This window comes from Rhizobium sp. KDH_Rht_773_N (assembly GCF_052946295.1).
Genome location: NZ_CM129525.1, coordinates 4119272 through 4139960, shown reverse-complemented (window position 1 = coordinate 4139960; position 20689 = coordinate 4119272). Strand labels below are relative to the sequence as shown.

Annotated in this window: 21 protein-coding genes and 1 riboswitch; of the genes, 12 read left to right on the top strand and 9 right to left on the bottom strand. The window is 62.2% G+C overall.

Going from position 1 to position 20689, the window contains the following annotated elements; genetic code table 11:
• Positions 1–10 precede the first annotated feature (10 nt).
• Positions 11–697, bottom strand: coding sequence for a 5,6-dimethylbenzimidazole synthase (bluB, locus tag ACU8HS_RS20570; protein WP_112705249.1), 687 nt, complete (start codon positions 695–697; stop codon positions 11–13).
• 42 nt (positions 698–739) lie between these two features.
• Positions 740–930: riboswitch (cobalamin riboswitch) on the bottom strand.
• A 152-nt stretch (positions 931–1082) separates the two neighbouring features.
• Between bluB and ACU8HS_RS20565 the strand changes: the two genes are divergently transcribed.
• The gene (locus ACU8HS_RS20565; RefSeq protein ID WP_377310399.1) at positions 1083–2480 is read left to right on the top strand and encodes an MFS transporter; all 1398 of its coding nucleotides are present in this window, start codon (positions 1083–1085) and stop codon (positions 2478–2480) included.
• Between the two features lie 240 nt (positions 2481–2720).
• Positions 2721–3788: a 3-deoxy-7-phosphoheptulonate synthase gene (locus tag ACU8HS_RS20560; RefSeq protein ID WP_112705248.1), complete on the top strand. Its 1068-nt coding sequence runs from the start codon at positions 2721–2723 to the stop codon at positions 3786–3788.
• A 152-nt stretch (positions 3789–3940) separates the two neighbouring features.
• On the opposite strand, the gene ACU8HS_RS20555 is transcribed toward ACU8HS_RS20560, so the two are convergent.
• The 4 genes from ACU8HS_RS20555 to ACU8HS_RS20540 form a co-directional block, all read right to left on the bottom strand.
• Positions 3941–4999 (bottom strand): glycosyltransferase family 1 protein, encoded by a 1059-nt coding sequence (locus ACU8HS_RS20555; RefSeq protein WP_113500894.1) that lies wholly within the window; start codon positions 4997–4999, stop codon positions 3941–3943.
• Between the two features lie 321 nt (positions 5000–5320).
• Positions 5321–6154: a TolB family protein gene (locus ACU8HS_RS20550; protein ID WP_447015100.1), complete on the bottom strand. Its 834-nt coding sequence runs from the start codon at positions 6152–6154 to the stop codon at positions 5321–5323.
• Between the two features lie 27 nt (positions 6155–6181).
• Positions 6182–7861 carry an NAD+ synthase gene (locus ACU8HS_RS20545; RefSeq protein WP_112573556.1) on the bottom strand — a complete coding sequence of 560 codons (1680 nt, stop codon included), beginning with the start codon at positions 7859–7861 and terminating at the stop codon, positions 6182–6184.
• 5 nt (positions 7862–7866) lie between these two features.
• Positions 7867–8064: a hypothetical protein gene (locus ACU8HS_RS20540; protein ID WP_447015099.1), complete on the bottom strand. Its 198-nt coding sequence runs from the start codon at positions 8062–8064 to the stop codon at positions 7867–7869.
• Here ACU8HS_RS20540 and ACU8HS_RS20535 point away from each other — a divergent pair.
• From ACU8HS_RS20535 to ACU8HS_RS20510, 6 genes are all read left to right on the top strand, one after another.
• A complete protein-coding gene (locus tag ACU8HS_RS20535) occupies positions 8063–8599 on the top strand; it encodes a DUF1003 domain-containing protein (protein WP_112756464.1) in 537 nt (178 codons plus the stop codon). The two genes, ACU8HS_RS20540 and ACU8HS_RS20535, sit on opposite strands and share 2 nt — an antisense overlap.
• Before the next feature lie 63 nt (positions 8600–8662).
• Positions 8663–9304, top strand: coding sequence for a winged helix-turn-helix domain-containing protein (locus ACU8HS_RS20530; RefSeq protein ID WP_112756342.1), 642 nt, complete (start codon positions 8663–8665; stop codon positions 9302–9304).
• Entirely contained in the window at positions 9301–10542 is a 1242-nt protein-coding gene (locus ACU8HS_RS20525) for an MFS transporter (protein WP_447015098.1), read from the top strand. The genes ACU8HS_RS20530 and ACU8HS_RS20525 overlap by 4 nt, the downstream gene beginning before the upstream one ends.
• Before the next feature lie 238 nt (positions 10543–10780).
• Complete coding sequence (locus tag ACU8HS_RS20520; protein WP_162703013.1) at positions 10781–11611, top strand: alpha/beta fold hydrolase; 831 nt, start codon at positions 10781–10783, stop codon at positions 11609–11611.
• Between the two features lie 169 nt (positions 11612–11780).
• Entirely contained in the window at positions 11781–12263 is a 483-nt protein-coding gene (locus ACU8HS_RS20515) for an HIT family protein (RefSeq protein WP_447015097.1), read from the top strand.
• Complete coding sequence (locus ACU8HS_RS20510; RefSeq protein ID WP_447015096.1) at positions 12263–13018, top strand: NUDIX hydrolase; 756 nt, start codon at positions 12263–12265, stop codon at positions 13016–13018. Before ACU8HS_RS20515 ends, ACU8HS_RS20510 begins: the two co-directional genes overlap by 1 nt.
• A gap of 122 nt (positions 13019–13140) precedes the next feature.
• Here the strand turns inward: ACU8HS_RS20510 and ACU8HS_RS20505 are convergent, their stop codons facing one another.
• Positions 13141–13575 carry an NUDIX hydrolase gene (locus tag ACU8HS_RS20505; RefSeq protein WP_447015095.1) on the bottom strand — a complete coding sequence of 145 codons (435 nt, stop codon included), beginning with the start codon at positions 13573–13575 and terminating at the stop codon, positions 13141–13143.
• A gap of 418 nt (positions 13576–13993) precedes the next feature.
• Between ACU8HS_RS20505 and ACU8HS_RS20500 the strand changes: the two genes are divergently transcribed.
• Entirely contained in the window at positions 13994–14959 is a 966-nt protein-coding gene (locus tag ACU8HS_RS20500; RefSeq protein WP_112706310.1) for an IS110 family transposase, read from the top strand.
• Between the two features lie 356 nt (positions 14960–15315).
• On the opposite strand, the gene ACU8HS_RS20495 is transcribed toward ACU8HS_RS20500, so the two are convergent.
• Positions 15316–15585: a hypothetical protein gene (locus ACU8HS_RS20495; RefSeq protein ID WP_447015094.1), complete on the bottom strand. Its 270-nt coding sequence runs from the start codon at positions 15583–15585 to the stop codon at positions 15316–15318.
• Positions 15586–15807: 222 nt separating this feature from the next.
• Here ACU8HS_RS20495 and ACU8HS_RS20490 point away from each other — a divergent pair, with 222 nt between their 5' ends.
• The gene (locus tag ACU8HS_RS20490) at positions 15808–16620 is read left to right on the top strand and encodes a hypothetical protein (protein WP_447015093.1); all 813 of its coding nucleotides are present in this window, start codon (positions 15808–15810) and stop codon (positions 16618–16620) included.
• 175 nt (positions 16621–16795) lie between these two features.
• Here ACU8HS_RS20490 and ACU8HS_RS20485 read toward each other — a convergent pair whose 3' ends face one another.
• A complete protein-coding gene (locus ACU8HS_RS20485) occupies positions 16796–18169 on the bottom strand; it encodes a class II 3-deoxy-7-phosphoheptulonate synthase (protein WP_112573552.1) in 1374 nt (457 codons plus the stop codon).
• A 255-nt stretch (positions 18170–18424) separates the two neighbouring features.
• Here ACU8HS_RS20485 and ACU8HS_RS20480 point away from each other — a divergent pair, with 255 nt between their 5' ends.
• The gene (locus ACU8HS_RS20480) at positions 18425–19708 is read left to right on the top strand and encodes a pilus assembly protein (RefSeq protein ID WP_112705237.1); all 1284 of its coding nucleotides are present in this window, start codon (positions 18425–18427) and stop codon (positions 19706–19708) included.
• Positions 19709–19720: 12 nt separating this feature from the next.
• On the opposite strand, the gene ACU8HS_RS20475 is transcribed toward ACU8HS_RS20480, so the two are convergent.
• On the bottom strand, positions 19721–20020 hold the full coding sequence (locus ACU8HS_RS20475) for a transposase (protein WP_447015092.1): 300 nt from the start codon (positions 20018–20020) through the stop codon (positions 19721–19723).
• A gap of 209 nt (positions 20021–20229) precedes the next feature.
• Here ACU8HS_RS20475 and ACU8HS_RS20470 point away from each other — a divergent pair, with 209 nt between their 5' ends.
• Entirely contained in the window at positions 20230–20592 is a 363-nt protein-coding gene (locus ACU8HS_RS20470; protein ID WP_447015091.1) for a hypothetical protein, read from the top strand.
• The last annotated feature ends 97 nt before the right edge of the window (positions 20593–20689 follow it).

The window sequence follows — 20689 nt, the reverse complement described above, 5'->3', positions numbered from 1 at the left end:
CGGCGCGGCCTTAGCCTGCCGCCTGCCCCCAGCCGTCATGGAAGACCAGCTCTTCCAGCGCCAGGCGCTGCCGCCAGCCCTTGACCGCCAGTTCCGGCTCTTCATAGAGCCGGTCGACGAAACCGGCGCAGAGCCAGGCCACGACCTCGATATGATCGGGTATGCCGAGAATCTGCTTCAGGTCGCCCTCGCGAAAGATGCTGACCCAGCCGATGCCGACGCCTTCGGCTCGTGCCGCAAGCCACAGGTTCTGGATGGCGCAGACGGTGGAATAGCTGTCCATGCGCGGATTGTGCGTGCGCCCCAGCACGACGCTGCCGCTGCGGGTGGGATCGCAGGTGACGCAGATGCCGAGCGGCGCCTCGACGATTCCTTCAAGCTTCAGCGCGCGATAGGCCTGCCGCCGTTCGGCCGCAAACATCAGGGCGGCCTCTTCGTTGGCCTTGACGAATGCGTCGCGCACCCGCGCCCTCACCTCGGCGCTTTTGACCAGAACGAAATTCCACGGCTGCATGAAGCCGACCGAAGGCGCGTGATGGGCGGCCGTCAGAAGCCGCCTGATCAGGTCGTCCGGCAAGGGATCGGGCAGGAACTCGCCGCGCACGTCGCGCCGCGTCATGATTGCGTGATAGACGGCCTCTCGTTCGGCCGCAGAAAAACCGGATGCCGGGCAAACGGCATCGTCAATGGGTCGCATCGTCAAATCCCCAACAACGCAACCGCCCGCCGTCCGCGCGGGTTAGGTCTATCTTGCCAGGCCGGTCTTCTGACTCGGCGTCATCCGCCCGGCCGCTGCCTTCCCGGCCCTGCGGCCAGTGGCGTCATGAAGCGGCGGGCGTCGGCCTTACAGCGTTGGGCACGTTCCGGCCTTGCACCGGATTCCCGATTCTCCCGCCTGTGACGGCGGGCACCTGACAATCGGATCTATGGCGCGGAAACGGCACGACGGCAAGCCGCTGCGACATTGATTTCGTGGACAGGCTAAAAATGCTGGCCTAGAAGGAAGCCAGAATCCGACCGGTGCCGAAGGCGCCGAATCCCATCCCGTTGCATTCCGGTTGCCCGTGTCCCGTCTAACGCCGATGATCCTTGCGGTCGCCCTGTTCATGGAACAGATGGATTCGACCGTGATTGCCACCAGCCTGCCGGCCATTGCCGCCGATATCGGCACCTCGCCGATCGCGCTCAAGCTTGCGGTAACGAGCTACCTCGTGGCGCTGGCGATCTTCATTCCGATCAGCGGCTGGATGTCGGATCGCTTCGGCGCCCGCAACGTTTTCCGGCTGGCGATCTTCGTGTTCATGGTCGGCTCGGTCGCCTGCGCCTTTTCCAATTCCATCGCCGCCTTCGTGATCTCCCGCCTCATCCAGGGCGCCGGCGGCTCGATGATGACGCCGGTCGGGCGGTTGCTGCTCGTGCGCGGCACGCCACGTCACCAGCTGGTGAATGCCATGGCCTGGCTGACCATACCGGCGCTCATCGGCCCGATCATGGGGCCGCCGATCGGCGGCTTCCTGACCACCTATCTGAGCTGGCACTGGATCTTCTGGATCAACGTGCCGATCGGCATTATCGGCATCGCTCTCGTCACCCGCTTCCTGCCGGCGGTCGAGCCGCGCAGCCCCAAGCCGATGGATTTTCCGGGCTTCTTCCTTTCCGGGATAGGTTTTGCCGGTTTCGTCTTCGGCATTTCCGTCATCAGCCTGCCGGCCGTTCCCATCGTCTACGGCTATGTCACCGTCGCCGTCGGCATCCTCTCCGGCATCCTCTATTTCGTGCATGCGAAACGCACGCCGCATCCGCTGCTCGATCCGAAAATGTTCCGTTATCCGATGTTCCGGGCGGCGATTCTCGGCGCTTCGAATTTCCGCATGGGGCTTGGCGCGCTGCCCTTCCTCCTGCCGCTGATGCTGCAGCTCGGTTTCGGGCTGACGCCGCTGCAGTCCGGCTCGATCACCTTCGTCAGCGCGCTCGGCTCCATGGGCTCGAAATTCGCGGCATCGCGCACCTACAATGCCTTCGGCTTCCGCAACGTCATCGCGCTGACGACCTTCCTGGCGGCGATCTTCCTGGGCATCAACGGCTTCTTCACCGCCGAAACGCCTGTCTACGTCATCATGGGCTGTCTTCTCGTCGGCGGCCTGCTGCGCTCCATGGCCTTCTCGGGCGTCAACGCCATGGCCTTCGGCGATGTGGACGAGGCGGACAGCAGCCAGGCAACCGCCATCAATGCCGTGGCGCAACGCATCTCCATGGCCATGGGCGTTGCCGTGGCCGGCACGATCCTGGAAGTCTCCGCAAGCTTCCATGGCGGCAGGCTCACGGTCGGCGATTTCCACATCGCCTTCTTCATCGTGGCGACGATCTCGGCGCTTGCCTGCATCACCTTCCTGCGCCTGCCCGCCAATGCCGGCGAGGAACTGACGACGCGGCGCCGCAAGAACCGGCATCCGGAAGAGGCAATGGCGGAAAGCCGCTGAAAACTTCACGGACCCGTCATTTTTCCTCACAGATTCCGCGTGACAATTCCAGTTCGCATGTCTACATAGGCGGCATGTCGATTTCGTCCGTTTACGCATCGCGATTTTATTCGTACCGCTGCTTCCAGCGGATGCGGGTCTGTGCGTAACCGAAACTAACGCGACGACAACCCGAACAGCCGCTAGTCTACCTGGCGGCTTTTTTGTTCCGCACGGTATGACCAAACAGGAGAGCATACCGTGACCGATACCATTGATGATCTGCGCATTGTCGAGATCACCCCGCTGACCAAGCCTGCCGACATCCTCTCGGAAATCCCGCGCGACCGCGCCGTCACCGAGACCGTGACCGGCACGCGCGACACGATCCACAATATCCTGACAGGCAAGGACGACCGCCAGCTCGTCATCATCGGCCCCTGCTCGATCCACGATCCGGCAGCCGCCCGCGAATACGCCTCCCGCCTCGTCGAGCAGCGACGACGCCTCTCCGGCGATCTCGAAATCGTCATGCGTGTCTATTTCGAAAAGCCCCGCACCACCGTCGGCTGGAAGGGCCTGATGAACGACCCGCATCTCGACGGCAGCTACCGCATCGAGGAAGGCCTGCGCCTCGCGCGCCGCCTGCTGCTCGACATCAACGCCATGGGCCTGCCGGCCGGCTGCGAATTCCTCGATACGATCACGCCGCAATACATTGCCGATCTCGTCAGCTACGGCGCCATCGGCGCGCGCACGACCGAAAGCCAGATCCACCGCCAGCTCGCCTCGGGTCTCTCCTGCCCGATCGGCTTCAAGAACGGCACGGACGGCGGCGCGCGCATTGCGCTCGACGCCATCGTCGCGGCCTCCCAGCCCCACCATTTCCCGGCTGTCACCAAGGACGGACAGGCCGCGATCGCGTCTACCCGCGGCAACGAGGACTGCCACATCATCCTGCGCGGCGGCAAGCGGCCGAACTACGAGGCTGCCGACGTCCAGGCCGTCATCGCCGAGGCGATCAAGCTCGGCGTCGATCCGCGCATCCTCATCGACGCCAGCCACGCCAACAGCAACAAGGACCCGATGAACCAGCCGAAGGTCGTCCGCGACGTCGCCGGCCAGATCGTCGCCGGCAACCACCATATCAAGGGCATGATGATCGAGAGCAACCTCGTCGCCGGCCGCCAGGACCTCGTCCCCGGCAAGCCGCTGGTCTACGGCCAGTCGATCACCGATGGCTGCATCGGCTGGGATATGTCGGTCGATGTGCTCGAGGATCTCGCCAAGGCCGTCCGCGAACGGCGGAAGGCTGCTGTCGCGGCTTGAGTTGCCGCATCAAGCGCGGCGGGTAAAGCCCGCCGCCTATTCACAGGGCGGTGGGGGGGCAGCCGGGCACCGCACAGGTCTATGATCTGCAGTTCCCGACCGGCTCTCGGTCGTTCAAAGACCCGAGTGGGGCAATATCCATTGGCACCGGTCTACAGTGCCCGCTTTATTTGCGCGATGGACGCCAAGGGGATCGCCCCTGGGACTTGATCCGTCAAGCTGGAGTAGAGGTCAAGGTAGCGTTTAGCGCATACCTTCATGGAGAGCTCTTCCTCTATATATTGGCGAGGGCGGAAGGTATCGACCCGCTTCCAGAAATCGGCAAGCCTGTCGGGGAAATCGGCGATCCGGAATGTGAGGCCGCAGCGGGCATCAAAGTACGGGACGCTGCTAACCTCGAAGTCAGGCGGGACGCGATCGATGATTTTCGGGTCAACGAGCCGGCCCTCATCCCACGCGAGGACCGGCACTCCGGCCGCAAGGGCCTCCTGGTAGGCGAGCCCTTGCGTCTCGTGCTCGCAAACGAAAAGCATGGCGCTCGATCTGGCGAGCGCCGCGTTATAGCTATCCTTGGTGTGTTTGCCGTAGCGGATCACTTCGAAGGTGCGGCCGGCGCGGGAAAGCTCGGCTGTGATCTTGTCAAGGATGGCGGGTACCTGCGTCTCGCGATGCCACCTGATTTTGTCGTAGATGAGGAAATCGACCGTTTTCTTCTCCGTCAGCGGCTTCGGCATGTCGATACCGGCGGGCCAGACCCTCAGTTTTTCACCATATTTCGGGAAGCTGAATCTAAGTGCCCAATCGCACGGCTGGATGATGTTGACGAAGCGGCCATCGTTTGCAACGCGTTCCGGCGAGCCGGGATCTCCATGGCCGAAGAGGATCGGATTTGGCCCTTCCAGTTTATCGATGATGGAGGCGTAGCCGGCGACGCCGATCGGGTAGTGAGGACGCTTTCGCGCGGCCTCGAAATCATTGACGCGGACATCGCAGCCATATGCTTTGAGGGAGCGATGCAGGCTGGAAAAGGCCGTGTAGAACCCACTTCGGTCATGGATTCCTCGCCATTTGCAGTAGAGAAATCTCGCGGCCTCACGGGCCTTCGACCGCACTTTGCCGATGCGCGTTTTCTCAGCGCGCATGTCGAAGCCGTCGTAAAAAAGCAGAACGAGCGGACCTTTACTGGTCGCTTCCAGACGCGAAAAAGACATATTAACCTGCCCAGCCATTTATCAAATGTGAAGGGAAGTTATAATTAGAGATGAGGAAGTTCAATCTGGAAACGAGTGCTTTACAACCGGCGTTAGCCGATTGGTTAGCTGGTAAGGTTACTGCGGCGGGGCTCCCGCTTGCAACATAATCGCCGTAAAAAAGGCCCCGCGGTCAGGCGAGGCCCCGAAATGTCGGGCAAGGCGTTTATTTGGCAACATCTCAATCATGGGCTGAGTCTTTAAGATCACCAATACCTGAATTCTTGCGTCGAGCCGGCCCTGCACCCCGCCGCCCCATCATCAAATGGCGGTGCGCCGCCCTCAAGCCTTCGCCGGGAAATACCGCACATAGGCGAATTCCTCGCCATCCGGCGACCAGTTCGGCACGTTGATCGTGCCCTGCCCGCCAAACAGCTCGAACAGCTCCGTCAGGTTGCCGCCGTCCATGTCCATCATCCGCAGGCGCACGTTCAGATCGCGCGGATGGTCGAAGACGTCGGGGTCGTAGGAGAGGATCAGCACCTTGTCGTTGTCGGGCGACGGATGCGCAAACCAGTTGCCGTAATTGTCCGATGTCACCTGCTCAAGACCCGTGCCGTCCGGGTGGATGCGCCAGATCTGCATCAGGCCGGTGCGGCTGGAATTGAAATAGATCCACTGCCCGTCGGCCGACCAGTCCGGCCCGTCGTTGCGGCCCTCGCCATGCGTCAGCCGCTTCTCCTCGCCGCCATCGACCGAGATCGTGTAGATGTCGAAGAGGTCGTTGCGGATGCCGCAATAGGCAAGCTCGCGCCCGTCGGGCGACCAGCCGTGCCAGTAGGACGGCAGGTTCTTCGTGATCAGCCGCGGCTTGCCGCCCTCGATCGGCAGGATATAGATCGCCGACTTGCCGAACTCGGTCTTGTCGGAAATGACGATCTGCTCGCCATCCGGCGAAATGCCGTGGTCGTTGTTGCAATGGACGGCAAAGCCGGTATCGACCCGCTCGACGAGATCGCTGCCGTCGAGCCGCAGGCGATAGAGCAGCCCGTCGCCGTTGATCAGCAGATAGGCCCCGTCCCGCGAGAAATTCGGCGCCTCCACCAGCGCTTCCGTCTGCCAGACGACACGGCTTTCGCCCCGCCGCACATTGTAGATTTCAACTGAGCTGCGCATTCATCCCTCCCAGGTTCTTGAAGCGTCTCAGCGATCCCGGAATCGATTGGTGATCGGGTAGCGCCGGTCGCGGCCGAAATTCTTCTTGGTGATCTTCACGCCCGGTGCCGACTGGCGGCGCTTGTATTCGGCGAGATAGAGCAGATGTTCGACGCGGTGTACCGTCTCGACATCATGGCCGCGCGCCACGATTTCCTCGACCGCCATTTCCCGCTCGACAAGGCATTCCAGGATATCGTCCAGCACCGGATAGGGCGGCAGCGAATCCTGGTCCTTCTGGTCCGGGCGAAGTTCGGCCGACGGCGCCTTGTCGATGATGTTCTGCGGAATGACCATGCCGGAAGGGCCGAGCGCATCCGGCGGCACGTTTTCGTTGCGCCAGCGGGCGAGCGCATAGACCTGCATCTTGTAGAGGTCCTTGATCGGGTTGAAGCCGCCGTTCATGTCGCCGTAGAGCGTGGCGTAGCCGACAGACATTTCCGACTTGTTGCCGGTCGTCACCACCATGGAGCCGAACTTGTTGGAGATCGCCATCAGGATGACGCCGCGTGCGCGGCTCTGCAGGTTTTCCTCGGTGATGCCGCTGTTCGTGCCTTCGAAAAGGTTCGACAATGCCGAGGAAAAGCCCGTCACCGGCGCCTCGATTGGCACGATATCGTAGCGGCAGCCAAGCGCCTTGGCGCAATCGGCCGCGTCCTTCAGCGAATCCTCGGACGTATAGTGATAGGGCAGCATGACCGTGCGCACCCGCTCTTCGCCGAGCGCGTCGACGGCGATCGCCGCGCAGATCGCCGAATCGATACCGCCGGAAAGGCCGAGCACGACATTCCTGAAACCGTTCTTGTTCACATAGTCGCGGAAGCCGAGCAGGCAGGCGCGGTAATCGGCCTCTTCGCCCTCGGGAACGCGCGCCATCGGCCCTTCCGAGCAATGCCAGCCTTTTTCCGTGCGCTTCCATGTCGTCACGGCGAGCGTCGCTTCGAACTGGCTGAGCTGGAAGGCGAGCGACCTGTCGGCATTGAAGGCAAAACTTGCGCCGTCGAAGACGAGTTCGTCCTGGCCGCCGAGCTGGGCGGCATAGACCATCGGCAGGCCGGTCTCGATCACCTGCTTCAGCACGACCTGATGGCGGATATCGACCTTGCCGCGATAATAGGGCGAGCCGTTCGGCACGAGCAGGATTTCCGCCCCGCTTTCGGCCAGCGTCTCGCACACGCCGAGATCGCCCCAGATATCCTCGCAGATCGGAATGCCGATGCGCACGCCGCGGAAATTCACCGGACCGGGCATCGCGCCCTGGTCGAAGACACGCTTCTCGTCGAACTCGCCGTAATTCGGCAGGTCGATCTTGTCGCGCACCGCAATCACCTTGCCGCCATCGAGCACGGCGACGGAATTGTAACGCCCCGTCTCGTCCTGGCGCGGAAAGCCGATGACGATGCCCGGCCCGCCATCGGCCGTATCGGCCGCCAGGCTTTCGACGGCCTTCCAGCAGGCGCGGATGAAGGCCGGCTTGAGAACCAGGTCTTCCGGCGGATAGCCCGAGATGAAAAGCTCGGTCATCATGAGCAGATGCGCGCCCTGCCGGGCCGCGTCCGCGCGCGCCTCGCGCACCTTGGCAAGGTTTCCGGCGATATCGCCCACCGTGGGGTTCAGCTGGGCGATGGCGATGTTGAAGATCTGGGAGAGAGCGTTTTCCTGTGTCATGTCATTCATTTAATCCGCCCCTTCGTGCACCGCAATAAGCCGCTTGAAAAGCCGTAGCGATCTGCGGCGAAAATTTGATGAAGGCCGCGCCGGCGCCCGAACCCATCCCTGCGTTTGCCTTGCGCGACGCCGATGCGCATTGCAATTTGCGGCATTGGCGGAATACTGCGCGCCAATTCGATCCATTTCCGGGACAATGCCATGTATAACCTTCCGAATTTCGTCCACCTGCATTTCGGCAAGCCGGCCGACGAACTCGGCGATATCGAAAAGCGCGTGATCGCCAAGGCGCACGAACGCAGGATCATCTCCACCGACGTCAACGCCGCCTTTTCCGCCGAAGCCTCCTTCGGCGAGCGGCTGGCCGACAGCATCGCCCGCGTCGGCGGTTCCTGGTCCTTCATTCTCGCCTTCATCGGCTTTCTGGTGGTCTGGACGATCGTCAACACGGTCATCCTGCTGTCGCGCGCCTTCGATCCCTACCCCTTCGTCTTCCTCAACCTGATCCTCTCCATGCTCGCCGCCATCCAGGCGCCGATCATCATGATGTCGCAGAACCGGCAGGCCGAGCGCGACCGCTTCGAAGCCGCCAAGGATTATGAGGTGAACCTGAAGGCGGAACTGGAAGTGCTGTCGCTGCACCAGAAGATCGATATGCACGTGCTGACGGAACTGACGGCCGTGCGCGAGGAAATCGCCCGCCTGCATTCCATTCTGGGAGAGCGCGGCCAGGCCTGATGCGCAAACGAAATTTGCAAAGGAATCTTTGCAAAGATTTGTTTGCGGTATTATGCTGGCGGCATGAAGACACCAGCCGATCCTGACGCAAGGCCAGCAATCTCCCGCAACGTCAGCCGCGTCGTTCCCGATGTCACGGCCCTGAAGGCGCTTGCCCATCCCGTGCGCCTGCGCATGCTCGGCATGCTGCGCATCGACGGACCCGCCACGGCAACCGAGCTTGCCGTGCGCCTCGGCCTCAACAGCGGCGCCACCAGCTATCACCTGCGCCAGCTTGCCCAATACGGTTTCATCGAGGATGCGCCGGGTCCCTCGCGCCGCGATCGCAGATGGCGCGCAAGTCACGAGATCACCTCGGTGCCGGCCGCCGAAAGCGAAGGCGAAGCTTTCGACATGGATGTCGCCTTCACCCAGGCCGCGTTGTCGCTGCAGGTCAGCCTGATGCAGAAGGCGGTCGAGGAATATGCCGAACTGCCGCTTGCATGGCGCAGGGCGAGTGCGGCCAACGACATCGTCATACCCCTGACGCCGGCACAGGCCGAAGCGCTGACCGGGCGGCTGAACGATATCGTGATGGAAGCGATGGCCGCCGCCCCGCCGCTCGGAAAGCCCCTGCCCGCCGATATGGTGCCCTTCTCGGTCATGCTGCACGCCTTCCCCTATCCGGGCCGGGTGCCGCATGGCGAAGACGGGAACGGGCCGTGAGCGGGCGCCGCCCCTTCCTCGCGCTCGCCCTTGCCGAAACGCTCTCCCTGTCCGGCACGCGGCTCTCCGGCGTCGCCATTCCCTGGCTGGTGCTGAGCACGACGGGCAGCCCGGTGCTGACCGGTCTCGTCGCCATGATGGAAATGCTGCCCTATGTCGTCGCCAAGGCGCTGGGCGGCCCCCTGATCGACCGGCTCGGCGCCCGGCGGATCGCCATTGTCTGCGACGCGGCATCGGTGGTCGCGGTCGGCCTTGTGCCGTTCCTGCATCTCTTCGGCCTGCTGAGCATGCCGCTCCTGCTTCCGATCGTCTTTGCCATGGGCGTGCTGCGCGGCCCCTCCGACGCCGCCAAGCAATCCATGGTGCCTGATATCGCCGATCTGGCCTCGGTGCCGCTGGAGCGCGTGACAGGCGTCGTCGGCGCCATAGAGCGCCTGGCATCGACGGCCGGAGCGGCCGGCGCCGGTGCATTGATCGCCCTTGCCGGGCCGGGCCAGGCGCTGGTCGTCAACGCTTTCACCTTCGCCGCTGCCGCCGTGACCGTCGCAGCCGGCATCCCCGCCTTGCCGCGTGCCCCGGCGGCCGGACCGGCCGGTATCTCCGCCTACGGCCGGGAACTGGCGGAAGGCTGGCGTTTCCTGCGCGGCGACGCGGTGCTGGTCGCAATCGTGCTGATGGTGGCAACCACCAACCTGCTCGATCAGGCCTTCGCTGCCGTCCTGTTGCCGGTCTGGACGCAGGCCTCGGGCAATGGGCCGGCCCTGCTCGGCATCATGTTCGCCGCCTTCTCCGGCGCCTCGATCGCCGGCGCCATGCTTGCCGCCATCATCGGCGAGCGCCTGCCGCGCCTTGCCGTCTACACGGTCGCCTTCCTGCTGGCCGGCTTTCCGCGCTTCCTGGTCTTTGCGGTGGATTCGCCGCTCGTGCTCGTCTTCGCCACGCTCGCCATTGGCGGCTTCGCCTCGGGTTTTCTCAATCCCATCCTCTCGGCCGTGCTGTTCGAGCGCATCCCGAAGCCGTTGACCGGCCGCGTCACGTCGCTGAACGCCGCGCTCTGCTGGGCGCTGCTTCCATTCGGAGGGCTGGTCGGCGGCGTGCTGATCGATGCCCTGGGCCTGTCTGCCGCCCTGCTCCTGACGGGCCTTGCCTATCTCATCGCCACGCTCGCTCCCCTGGCGCATCAAGGCTTTCGCGGCTTCGAAAGGAAGAAACGTGCGGACAACTTGCTGTCTTCGTAGGCCCGCTACGCCTTTTTGCCCATTGCCGTCATTTTTGCTTTGCATCAATTTACGACGGTTAACGCGTATCGCCGCCGCAAGCGGGTGAGCGTGGCCTCGTCGAAGGGGCGCGCGCAAGCCCGCCCGGAGGCGAACGTGCCTACGCATGTTTGAACGCAGTTTTGCGCTGGCGGCGGACCTTCTTCCGACAGGCGGCGCCGCAGCCAGTCCAACATCACCAGAAAATCGGAGCCAGACCATGCCTTTCATCAAGACTACGGACGGAACTGAAATCTTCTACAAGGATTGGGGTTCGAAGGACGCCCAGCCGATCGTCTTCCATCACGGCTGGCCGCTCAGCGCCGACGACTGGGACGCGCAGATGATGTTCTTCCTGGAAAAGGGTTTCCGCGTCATCGCCCATGACCGGCGCGGCCATGGCCGCTCCACCCAGACCTTCGAAGGCAACGAGATGGACACCTATGCGGCCGACGTCGCCGCGCTGACCGACCATCTCGACCTCAGGAACGCCATCCATATCGGCCACTCGACCGGTGGCGGCGAAGTCGTCCATTATGTTGCCCGCGCCAAGGAAGGCCGCGTCGCCAAGGCGGTGATCATCGGCGCCGTGCCGCCTGTCATGGTCAAGTCGGACAAGAACCCCGGCGGCCTGCCGCTCGAAGTCTTCGACGGCCTGCGTGCGGCTCTCCTTGCCAACCGCGCCCAGTTCTTCCTCGATCTCCCGACCGGCCCCTTCTACGGCTTCAACCGTGAGGGCGCCAAGGTCAGCCAGGGCGTCATCGAAAACTGGTGGCGCCAGGGCATGATGGGCGGCGCCAAGGCCCATTACGATTGCATCAAGGCCTTCTCCGAAACCGACTTCACCGAAGACCTGCAGAAGATCACCGTGCCTGTTCTCGTCATGCACGGCGACGACGACCAGATCGTCCCCTATGCCGATTCCGCGCCGCTTTCGGCCAAGCTTCTGAAGAACGCCACGCTGAAGACCTATCCCGGCTTCCCGCACGGCATGTGCACCACGCATCCCGAAATCATCAACCCGGACATCCTGGCCTTCATCAAGGGCTGAGTTTCCTGGCGAACATGGCGGAAGGCGCGTCCCCGCGGCGCGCCTTTTGTTATGGATGGTGCCGGAACTGGCCCCCGGCAGTCCGAGACGTGACCCTTGCCGAAACAGGCCGTCGTCGTCCACTCTGCGATTCCGCTCTGGTGCCGTGCGCAGATGAAGGAAACAGTCCTTGGAAATTCCTCCCCAGTTTCATATTGCGCAAACGCCCGGCTGGCTGGTGAACCATCGCATCAATTCCGCCCTGCCCGGCTATCTCATGGTCAGTTCCCGAAACTTTACCAACGACCTTTCGGACCTGTCGCCGGAAGCGCTCGCCGAACTCGGCCCGCTGCTGGCGAAAGCACAGAAGGTCCTCGGCGGCAGGCTCGCCGCAAAACGCGTCTATATCGGCCGATACGGCCACACGCCCGGGCTTCCCGTCCACTTCCACATCATCCCGGTCTATGACTGGGTGGAAGCGCTCTTCTGGCGCGACGAGCGATACCGCCTGCTCCAGACCTTTGCCGAAGGCCCCGGCGAAACCCCGACCGACGGCGCCGAACTGACCTTCTTCATCTGGCGGGAATTCTGCGAAAGGGCCGACGCGCCCGCGATCGAAGGACCGCCCGTGGCGGAAACGATCGAATTGCTGCGGGAGGCCATGCGCAACTGATGTTTGCCGACCAGCCATTCAGCATCCCTGTCGACCGTATCGACTGCCGGCTTTCGGGCCGCTTTCAGCTCCCCGACGCGCTCGAGGCCGGCCGCAAGGCGGCCTGGGACAAATTCCTTGCTCGCCATCCCGCCGGTTTCGACGGCGCCTTGCTGCGCATGGCAGATCATCGCATCGAGCCCGACAGGCTGACCATACAGGCCCAGGCCACGTCGTTCTCCGCCTATGTGATCACCCGCCATCCGGGCTTTGCCGACGAGCATCCGCAGGCGGAGCGCGCCGACCCGCTTGGCCTGACCGCACTCGTGGTAACGGCAGACCAGCACGTCATCGTCACGAAACGCAGCCTCACCGCAGAACAGAACCCCGGCGCAGTTTATTTCGTCGGCGGCTATGCCGAGCCGGCGGCCGGCGAAACCGTCGATCTTTTCGAGGAGGCCGCCCGCGAAATCGCCGAGGAGATAGCCGTCACCGACCTGCTGCGATCGGACTCCTTCGCCATTGGCCTCGCCTACGATCCCGTTTTCTGCCATCCGGAACTCTTCCTTCTGGCGCCCAGCCGGGCGACCGCCGCCGACATTCTCGACGGCGCCCGCCACGCGCCGGACCGGAACGAGGCGGCTGGACTGTTCTCGTTGCCGTTGAGCGATCTTCTCAACGAGGAGGGTCTTCCCGAGCACACACCGCGCACCTGGAGCTTTCTCAAGGGGCAAGGCTTTCTCCGCCAGCATTTTCGTGAGCGTCACGCCCTGTAACGGTCAAGCCGGTTCGGCCCGATGGCATCAATCCGGACATCCTTGCCTTCATCAAGGGCTGAGTTTCCTGGCAAACATGGCGGAAGGCACGTCCCCGCGGCGCGCCTTGCGCTACGGACGGATCAATCCCCACGCGCCGTCATGGCCTGGCCGCCCACGTCACCGCTCGGAGACTGTTCCAGAAGCATGCGAAACAGCAAGCACCATTGCGGGTGTCCGATATCGTCAAGGGCTTCGGCCTCGCCGGGCGTGAGCCATTGCATCGCCGTGTGCTCGTCGCCAAGCAATACGGGCTCCCCGCCCTGCCATTCGCTGACGAGAAAGAGATGGTAGGTGGTGCCCTGTTCGGATTGCTCCGCGACCTTCCGAAACCGCAAGGGAGTGAGGCCGATTTCCTCTTTTGCCTCGCGCACCATTGCCGCCTCGGGAACCTCGCCCGTCTCGACATGGCCGCCGACCAGATCCCAGCAATCCGGAAACCGCTCTTTGTGCCCTGCGCGTCGGACCAGCAGAACCCGGCCTTCCCGCCAGAAGATGGCGCATGCAATATCGGTCAAAACATTCCCTTTCGATGCGTCCGCAGCTTGCATCAGCGGCAGGCGAAAGTCATGTCCTCGTGCCCTTGCCGAGGCCCGGCGAAACCCCGACCGACGGCGCCGAACTGACTTCTCTTCATCTGGCGCTTGAGCATGCCGGAAGAAAAGAGTCTTTCGCGCCCAATGACTTGGGCGCACTGGATTCCTGTGACAGGCACAGGAATTGTCTGTGCGATCCATGCTTTACTATCGGAGAAGCTGGTTTTGAACCCCGGGACGGCCATCCCGGGGTTCGCGCGGTCAGGCGCCCGTACAGGAATTGGTTTTGACAACCGACCTCATGAAGGGACCTCATCGCTCCAGCTTCGCATCGCTTGATGACTTGACTGGGCTATCCGTCGGACACGCCCGCAGACAATTCGAAGCATGGAGCCCGATTATGATGACAGAACCGGCCAAAATCCAGTCCATCCTCGGTCTGGACGTCTCGTGCGATACCGTTGCCCTCTTCGATAGCCGCACCCATCGCAGCATCACCATTGCCAACGATCCCGACGCGCTGCGGGCGGCCCTGCAGCCCTATCAGGCCAGCGCCACGCTTGCCGTGTGCGAAGCAACCGGCGGCCACGAGGACACCGTGCTCGGCGTACTCCTGGAACTGTCCATTCCAGCCCATCGCGCCGATCCCGCCAAGGTCAAGGCCTATATCCAATCCTTCGGCAAACGCGCCAAGACCGATCCGATCGATGCCCGATGGCTGGCCCGCTACGGACAGGACCGTGCCGAGGCGCTGCCACAATGGCAACCCAAAGACCCGATCCGGCAAAGACTTACGCTGCTCGTCGCCCGCCGGCTCGATCTCGTCGCCATGCGCGTCCAGGAGCAAAATCGCCTCAAGGCCCCGCGCGGCAGCTTCCTCGCCGACGATATCAATGCCCATCTCGATGAGCTCAACCGCCATATCGCCGCCCTCAATGCCGAGATCGACAGCCTGATCACCCAGGATCACGATCTGACATTGCGCGCCAAAGCACTGCGCTCGGTCCCCGGCATCGGCCCCGTCCTCATGCCGATGCTGCTGGCCCTCATGCCCGAACTCGGCAGCCTCAATCGTCGCCAGGTCGCAAGCCTTGCCGGCGTCGCACCCCATCCCAAAGACAGCGGCAAGGTCAGCTGGCACCGCGCCACCTTCGGCGGCCGACGCACGATCCGCCCCGCGCTCTTCACCGCAGCCCTCACCGCCTGCCGCGGAGACGGACCGCTCGCCACGGCCTACAAAACCATGGTCAAGGCCGGAAAACCAAAACGGCTCGCCCTCACCGCCCTCATGCGAAAGATCATCACCATCGCAAATGCCCGCGTCAGGGACGCTCTCAAGCCGAAAACCGAAAAAATGCCGGCATAGGCTTTAACTGACTTGGTGAGGTGGTGAATGGGCGACCGCCCAACGACCAGAAAGCCCAGCTTCGCAGCCGGGCATTCCATTCTACTGACTACTCACTATTCGCCATCCGATCGAATTGCTGCGGGAGGCCATGCGCAACTGATATCTGGTGAACGACTTGAGCATGCCGGAAGAAAAGAGTCTTTCGCGCCCAATGACTTGGGCGCACTGGATTCCTGTGACGGGCACAGGAATGAGGTGGTGAATGGGCGGACGCCCAACAAACAGAAAGCCCAGCTTCACAGCCGGGCCTTCCATTCTACTCACTACTCGCTATTCGCTATTCTCCATCAAGCGCTCGCAGCCACCGCTTCTCGTCACTGACCTTCTTCATCCGGCGGCAAATTCTGCGAAAGGTCCGACCCGCCCGCGATCGAAGGACCGCCCGTGGCGGAAACGATCGAATTGCTGCGGGAAGCCATGCGCAACTGATGTCTGGTGAACGACTTGAGCACGCCGGAAGAAAAGAGTCTTTCGCGCCCAATGACTTGGGCGCACTGGATTCCTGTGACAGGCACAGGAATGGGGTGGTGAATGGGCTGCAGCCCAACAACCAGAAAGCCCAGCTTCGCAGCCGGGCCTTCCATTCTACTCACTACTCACTATTCACTATTCGCTACTCACTATTCACTATTCGCCATCAAGCGCTCGCATCTGAAGACGAATTTGAACAGGAGGACGCAGCCGAACTGATCGAGCAGGAGCAGCCGTGCCGACGGACGTGTTCGCATCAAACTTACCTCTTGTGCCATCGCTCATCAGAATGGCAGTAAAAGAAAATCACAACTTCCGGTGCAAGAAAATATCAAATGCTTCGTTTCGCCTTCCGCTTCGCAATCGCCGTCTTTCTGACCTTGCTCACCCAGATTGGCGGTATCGCTTATCTCGTGGGCCTTGCAGTTACGCGCCTCTGGGGCGTGCGCAGATGGGTGCCGAAGCTTGCAATCTTCCTGTTCGTCTATACTAGCCTGATACTCGCCACCAGCATCGTTGCACCGATCTTCGGGCGTGTTCCCCTGTCCTGTCTGGCGGACGCTTCGGATAAGCTCGTCGTCCGCTCACCGATCTACTGTGCTCTCAATCGCAACTATGTAACGCCGCGTCTGCGCGATCTGGCCCATGCGTTGGCCGATCACATGGACAAGGAATTTCCCGGAACGACGACGATCGCGCTGGATGCCAATTTCCCCTTCCTTGCCGGCTTTCCCCTGCTGCCGCACCTGTCGCATACCGACGGCAGAAAGCTCGACCTCGCCTATTACTATAAGGATGCCAGCGGCAACTTCCTCGATGGCGGCACCCGCTCACCGATCGGCTATTTCGCCTTCGAGCAACCCGCCGATGGCGAGGAGCAGCCATGCAAAGGACGGAATGACTGGCTGACCGGGCGATGGGATCTGGATGTGCTGCAGCCGCTGTTTCCGGACTATCGGCTTGAGGAGCAGCGGATGGTTGCCGCGATCAATTGGCTGACCGCCGAGGGCGTGAGCCGGTTCGGAGTGGACAAGGTATTTATCGAGCCGCATCTGAAAAATACGCTCGGTATTTTCGACGATCATGTGCGTTTTCAGGGATGCCGGGCGGCGCGCCACGACGACCATCTGCATGTTCAGGTGCAGTGATGCCATCTCCTCCCTCATCTCTGTGCCTTGTGCTGGCACGAGGGCACAGAGATGAGGGAGTGTGGGGTGTCCCGCTCCACAAACAAAAAGCCCGGCGCTCGGCCGGGCCTTCAACTCTACTCACTACTCACTACTCACTATTCGCCACTCACTATTCGCCACTCACTACCCGCCATCAAGCGCTCGCAGCCATCCGCTTCTCATCCCGGCCACCCTTCATGCGCTCGGCCAGCAGGAAAGCCAGCTCCAGCGCCTGGTCGGCGTTGAGGCGCGGGTCGCAATGGGTGTGGTAGCGGTCCTGCAGGTCTTCGGCGGTGACGGCGCGGGCGCCGCCGGTGCATTCGGTCACGTCCTTGCCGGTCATTTCGACATGGATGCCGCCCGGATGCGTGCCTTCGGCGCGGTGGATCTGGAAGAAGCTTTCCACTTCCGAGAGGATGCGCTCGAAGGGGCGCGTCTTGTAATTGTTGAGCGTGATCGTGTTGCCGTGCATCGGGTCGCAGGACCAGACGACCTTCCTGCCCTCGCGCTCGACGGCGCGGATGAGTTTCGGCAGGTTTTCCGCCACCTTGTCGTGGCCGAAGCGGCAGATCAGCGTCAGGCGGCCGGCCTCGTTGGCCGGGTTCAGCGCGTCGATCAGCTCGATCAGGTTGTCGGGCTGCAGCGACGGGCCGCATTTCAGGCCGATCGGGTTCCTGATGCCGCGGAAATATTCGACATGCGCATGGTCGAGCTGGCGCGTGCGGTCGCCGATCCAGATCATGTGGCCCGAGGTGGCGTACCAGTCGCCCGAGGTGGAATCGACACGGGTCAGCGCCTCTTCATAACCGAGCAGCAGCGCTTCGTGGCTGGTGAAGAAATCGGTCTCGCGCAGGCTCGGATTGTTTTCCGAGGTGATGCCGATCGCCTTCATGAAATCCATGGTTTCGGTGATGCGGTCGGCAAGCTTGCGGTAGCGCTCGCCCTGCGGGCTGTCCTTGACGAAGCCGAGCATCCACTTGTGCACGTTGTCGAGATTGGCATATCCGCCCATGGCGAAGGCGCGCAGCAGGTTCAGCGTCGCGGCCGACTGGCGGTAGGCGTCGAGCTGGCGCTCCGGCGCCGGGATGCGGGCTTCCGGCGTGAATTCGATGCCGTTGACGATATCGCCGCGATAGCTCGGCAGCGACACGCCGTTCTGCGTTTCCATCGGCGCCGAACGCGGCTTGGCGAACTGGCCGGCGATGCGGCCGACCTTGACCACCGGCAGCTGTGCGCCAAAGGTCAGGACGACGGCCATCTGCAGGAAGGCGCGGAAGAAATCGCGGATATTGTCGGCGCCATGTTCCAGGAAGCTTTCGGCGCAGTCGCCGCCCTGCAGCAGGAAGGCGTTGCCTTCGGCCACATTGGCAAGCGCGCTCTTCAGGCGGCGGGCCTCACCGGCAAAAACGAGCGGCGGATAGGTGGCAAGGGTGGCTTCCGTCGCCGCCAGCGCAGCCGCGTCAGGATATTCCGGAACCTGCTGGATCGGTTTGCTCCGCCAGCTGCTCGGGGTCCAATTCTGTGCCATGTCACTCATCTGCTTCCCCACCCGGTTTGCCCCGGATGCCTGCCCGTTAAAGATTGCGGCGGCTTATAAACCTTTCGGCATCCCTTGCCTAGCGCATTCGGCGCCGCGCGGGCGTTTCCGCAAGCGGCCGACGGCACCGTGCCGGCCGTGCCGGTATGGCGCAAAATTTTATGGTTAAGGCCGCATTTATCATACTATTTTCCAGCTAATTTAGAATCTGAAGGTACAGCTACCCCTAAAAAACGGGGGTTGAATATGCATTTCCTTTTGTCCGCTTTCTTTTCGGACCGATCCGGCAATTTCGGCATCATGACGGCGCTCCTGATGGTGCCGCTGGTCGGCTCCGCCGGCCTGGCGCTCGACTATGCCCATGCGCTTAGCCTGCGCACCCAGCTCTATGCGGCGGCCGATGCCGCAGCCGTCGGCGCCGTTTCCGAGAAGTCGGATGCGGTGGCCGCGGCCATGACCATGCAGGGCGACGGCACGATCTCGATCGCCAAGACGGATGCCCGCAACATCTTCTTCTCGCAGATGTCCGGCGAGCTGGCCGCAACCCCGGTGGAGCTCGCCATCGACGTCACAAAGACGGCCAACAAGATCAATTCGCAGGTCGTCTTCAGCGCAACCGTGCCGACCACGTTCATGCACGTGCTCGGCCAGGACTCGATCACCGTTTCGGGCATGGCGACGGCGGAATACCAGACCGCCTCCTTCATGGATTTCTACATCCTGCTGGACAATACGCCGTCCATGGGTGTCGCCGCGACCCCGGCCGACGTTTCCAAGCTGGAGGCCAAGACCGGCTGCGCCTTTGCCTGCCACCAGATGGACCAGAGCAGCAACAATTACACGATCGCCAAAAGCCTCGGCGTCGCCATGCGCATCGACGTGGTGCGCAAGGCGACCCAGGCCCTGACCGATACGGCCAAGACCGAGCGCGTCAGCGCCGACCAGTTCCGCATGGGCGTCTACACGTTCGGCACCAAGGCGGAAGACGCCAAGCTGACGACGATATCGAGCCTCACCTCTGACCTGACGAAGGTGAAGAACTATACCGACGCCGTCGACCTGATGACCATTCCCTACCAGAACTACAACAAGGACCAGCTCACCAGCTTCGACAGCGCCATGAGCCAGATGAACACCATCATCACCCCGGCCGGCGACGGCACGTCGAATATCAGCCCGGAAAAGATCCTGTTCTTCGTGTCGGACGGCGTCGGCGACAGCTACAAGCCCTCGACCTGCACCAAGAAGACGACCGGCGGCCGCTGCCAGGAGCCGATCGACACGTCCTTCTGCAAGCCGCTCAAGGATCGCGGCGTCAAGATCGCCGTGCTCTACACCACCTACCTGCCGCTGCCGAGCAACAGCTGGTACAATGACTGGATCAAGCCCTTCCAGAACGAGATCCCCTCGCGCATGGCCGCCTGCGCCTCGCCCGGCCTCTATTTCGAGGTATCGCCGACCGAAGGCATTGCCGAGGCCATGAAGGCGCTGTTCCTGAAGGTCATCCGCGCTCCGCGCCTGACCGGCTAGAAAGGAAAGGATCTAGGTGGTGGACTCATAAATTCGCATCCACAACCTGGCCGAGGCGAGAGCGACGGCAGCAAGGAAGTTGGTGGCGAGCTTGTCGTAGCGGGTGGCAACCCTCCTGAAGTGTTTGAGTTTGCAGAAGAAGCGTTCGACGAGATTGCGCTGTCGATAGGGGCTTGGATCGACTGATCTCTGGACCCTGCGGTCGCGCTGGGTTGGGATGTGGGCCTCGCCGCCGCGTTGTCGAACCAGGTCGATTAGGTACTGCCAGTCGTAGCCACGATCGGCGATATTCAGTTGGTGTGACGACAGCAATGACCACTTACGGCGCAAAGCGGCCTATGAGACATACACCAAAGCAGAGATTCCACTTGAGCGTCAAAGGGCTTGCCGCTATTTCTTGTTAAACGGAGCCCATCCAAACTTGCTGCCGGGTTAAAGGGCCTGAGGATATTTCTTTGACGACCATGTTGATCAAGGTCGAAGCGTAATCGGTGGACTTCGACAAATCAGTGGGTCGTCTCATGATGAACGTTTTCTTCAGGTTCACTCCGTCGAATGTTGCCGCTCTGAAAAAGACTTTGCGAACCACTTACACGCAAATTAAGTCCTCACACCTAGATGAGGCTATTGCGGCATCGTTGGGCTTCAAGTCTTACGCTGCAATGCGACCCTTCCTGCACGAGGTCAGTAGATACGCCAGACTGGTGGTCCAAGCAGATCACATGCTTCTTTTGCTGCGGCTGGAGGAACTAGGGTATCACGATTTTGGCCCAGAGGAATTGGGGCGTCTGATGTGGAAGCTCAAGTTTCCGGAAAGTGTCCATGATGAGGAAGTCGAAAAGGTCGTGCAAGAGCGGCGTCGTCCAACCGCCGCTAACCTGTAGCAGCGTTTACATTGTAGTCCGTTTGCGGCCAGAAGCGGACTTCGAACTCAAACATCATTGAAATTGACAGCCACTCGTCCGTCTATGGCCTAGATCT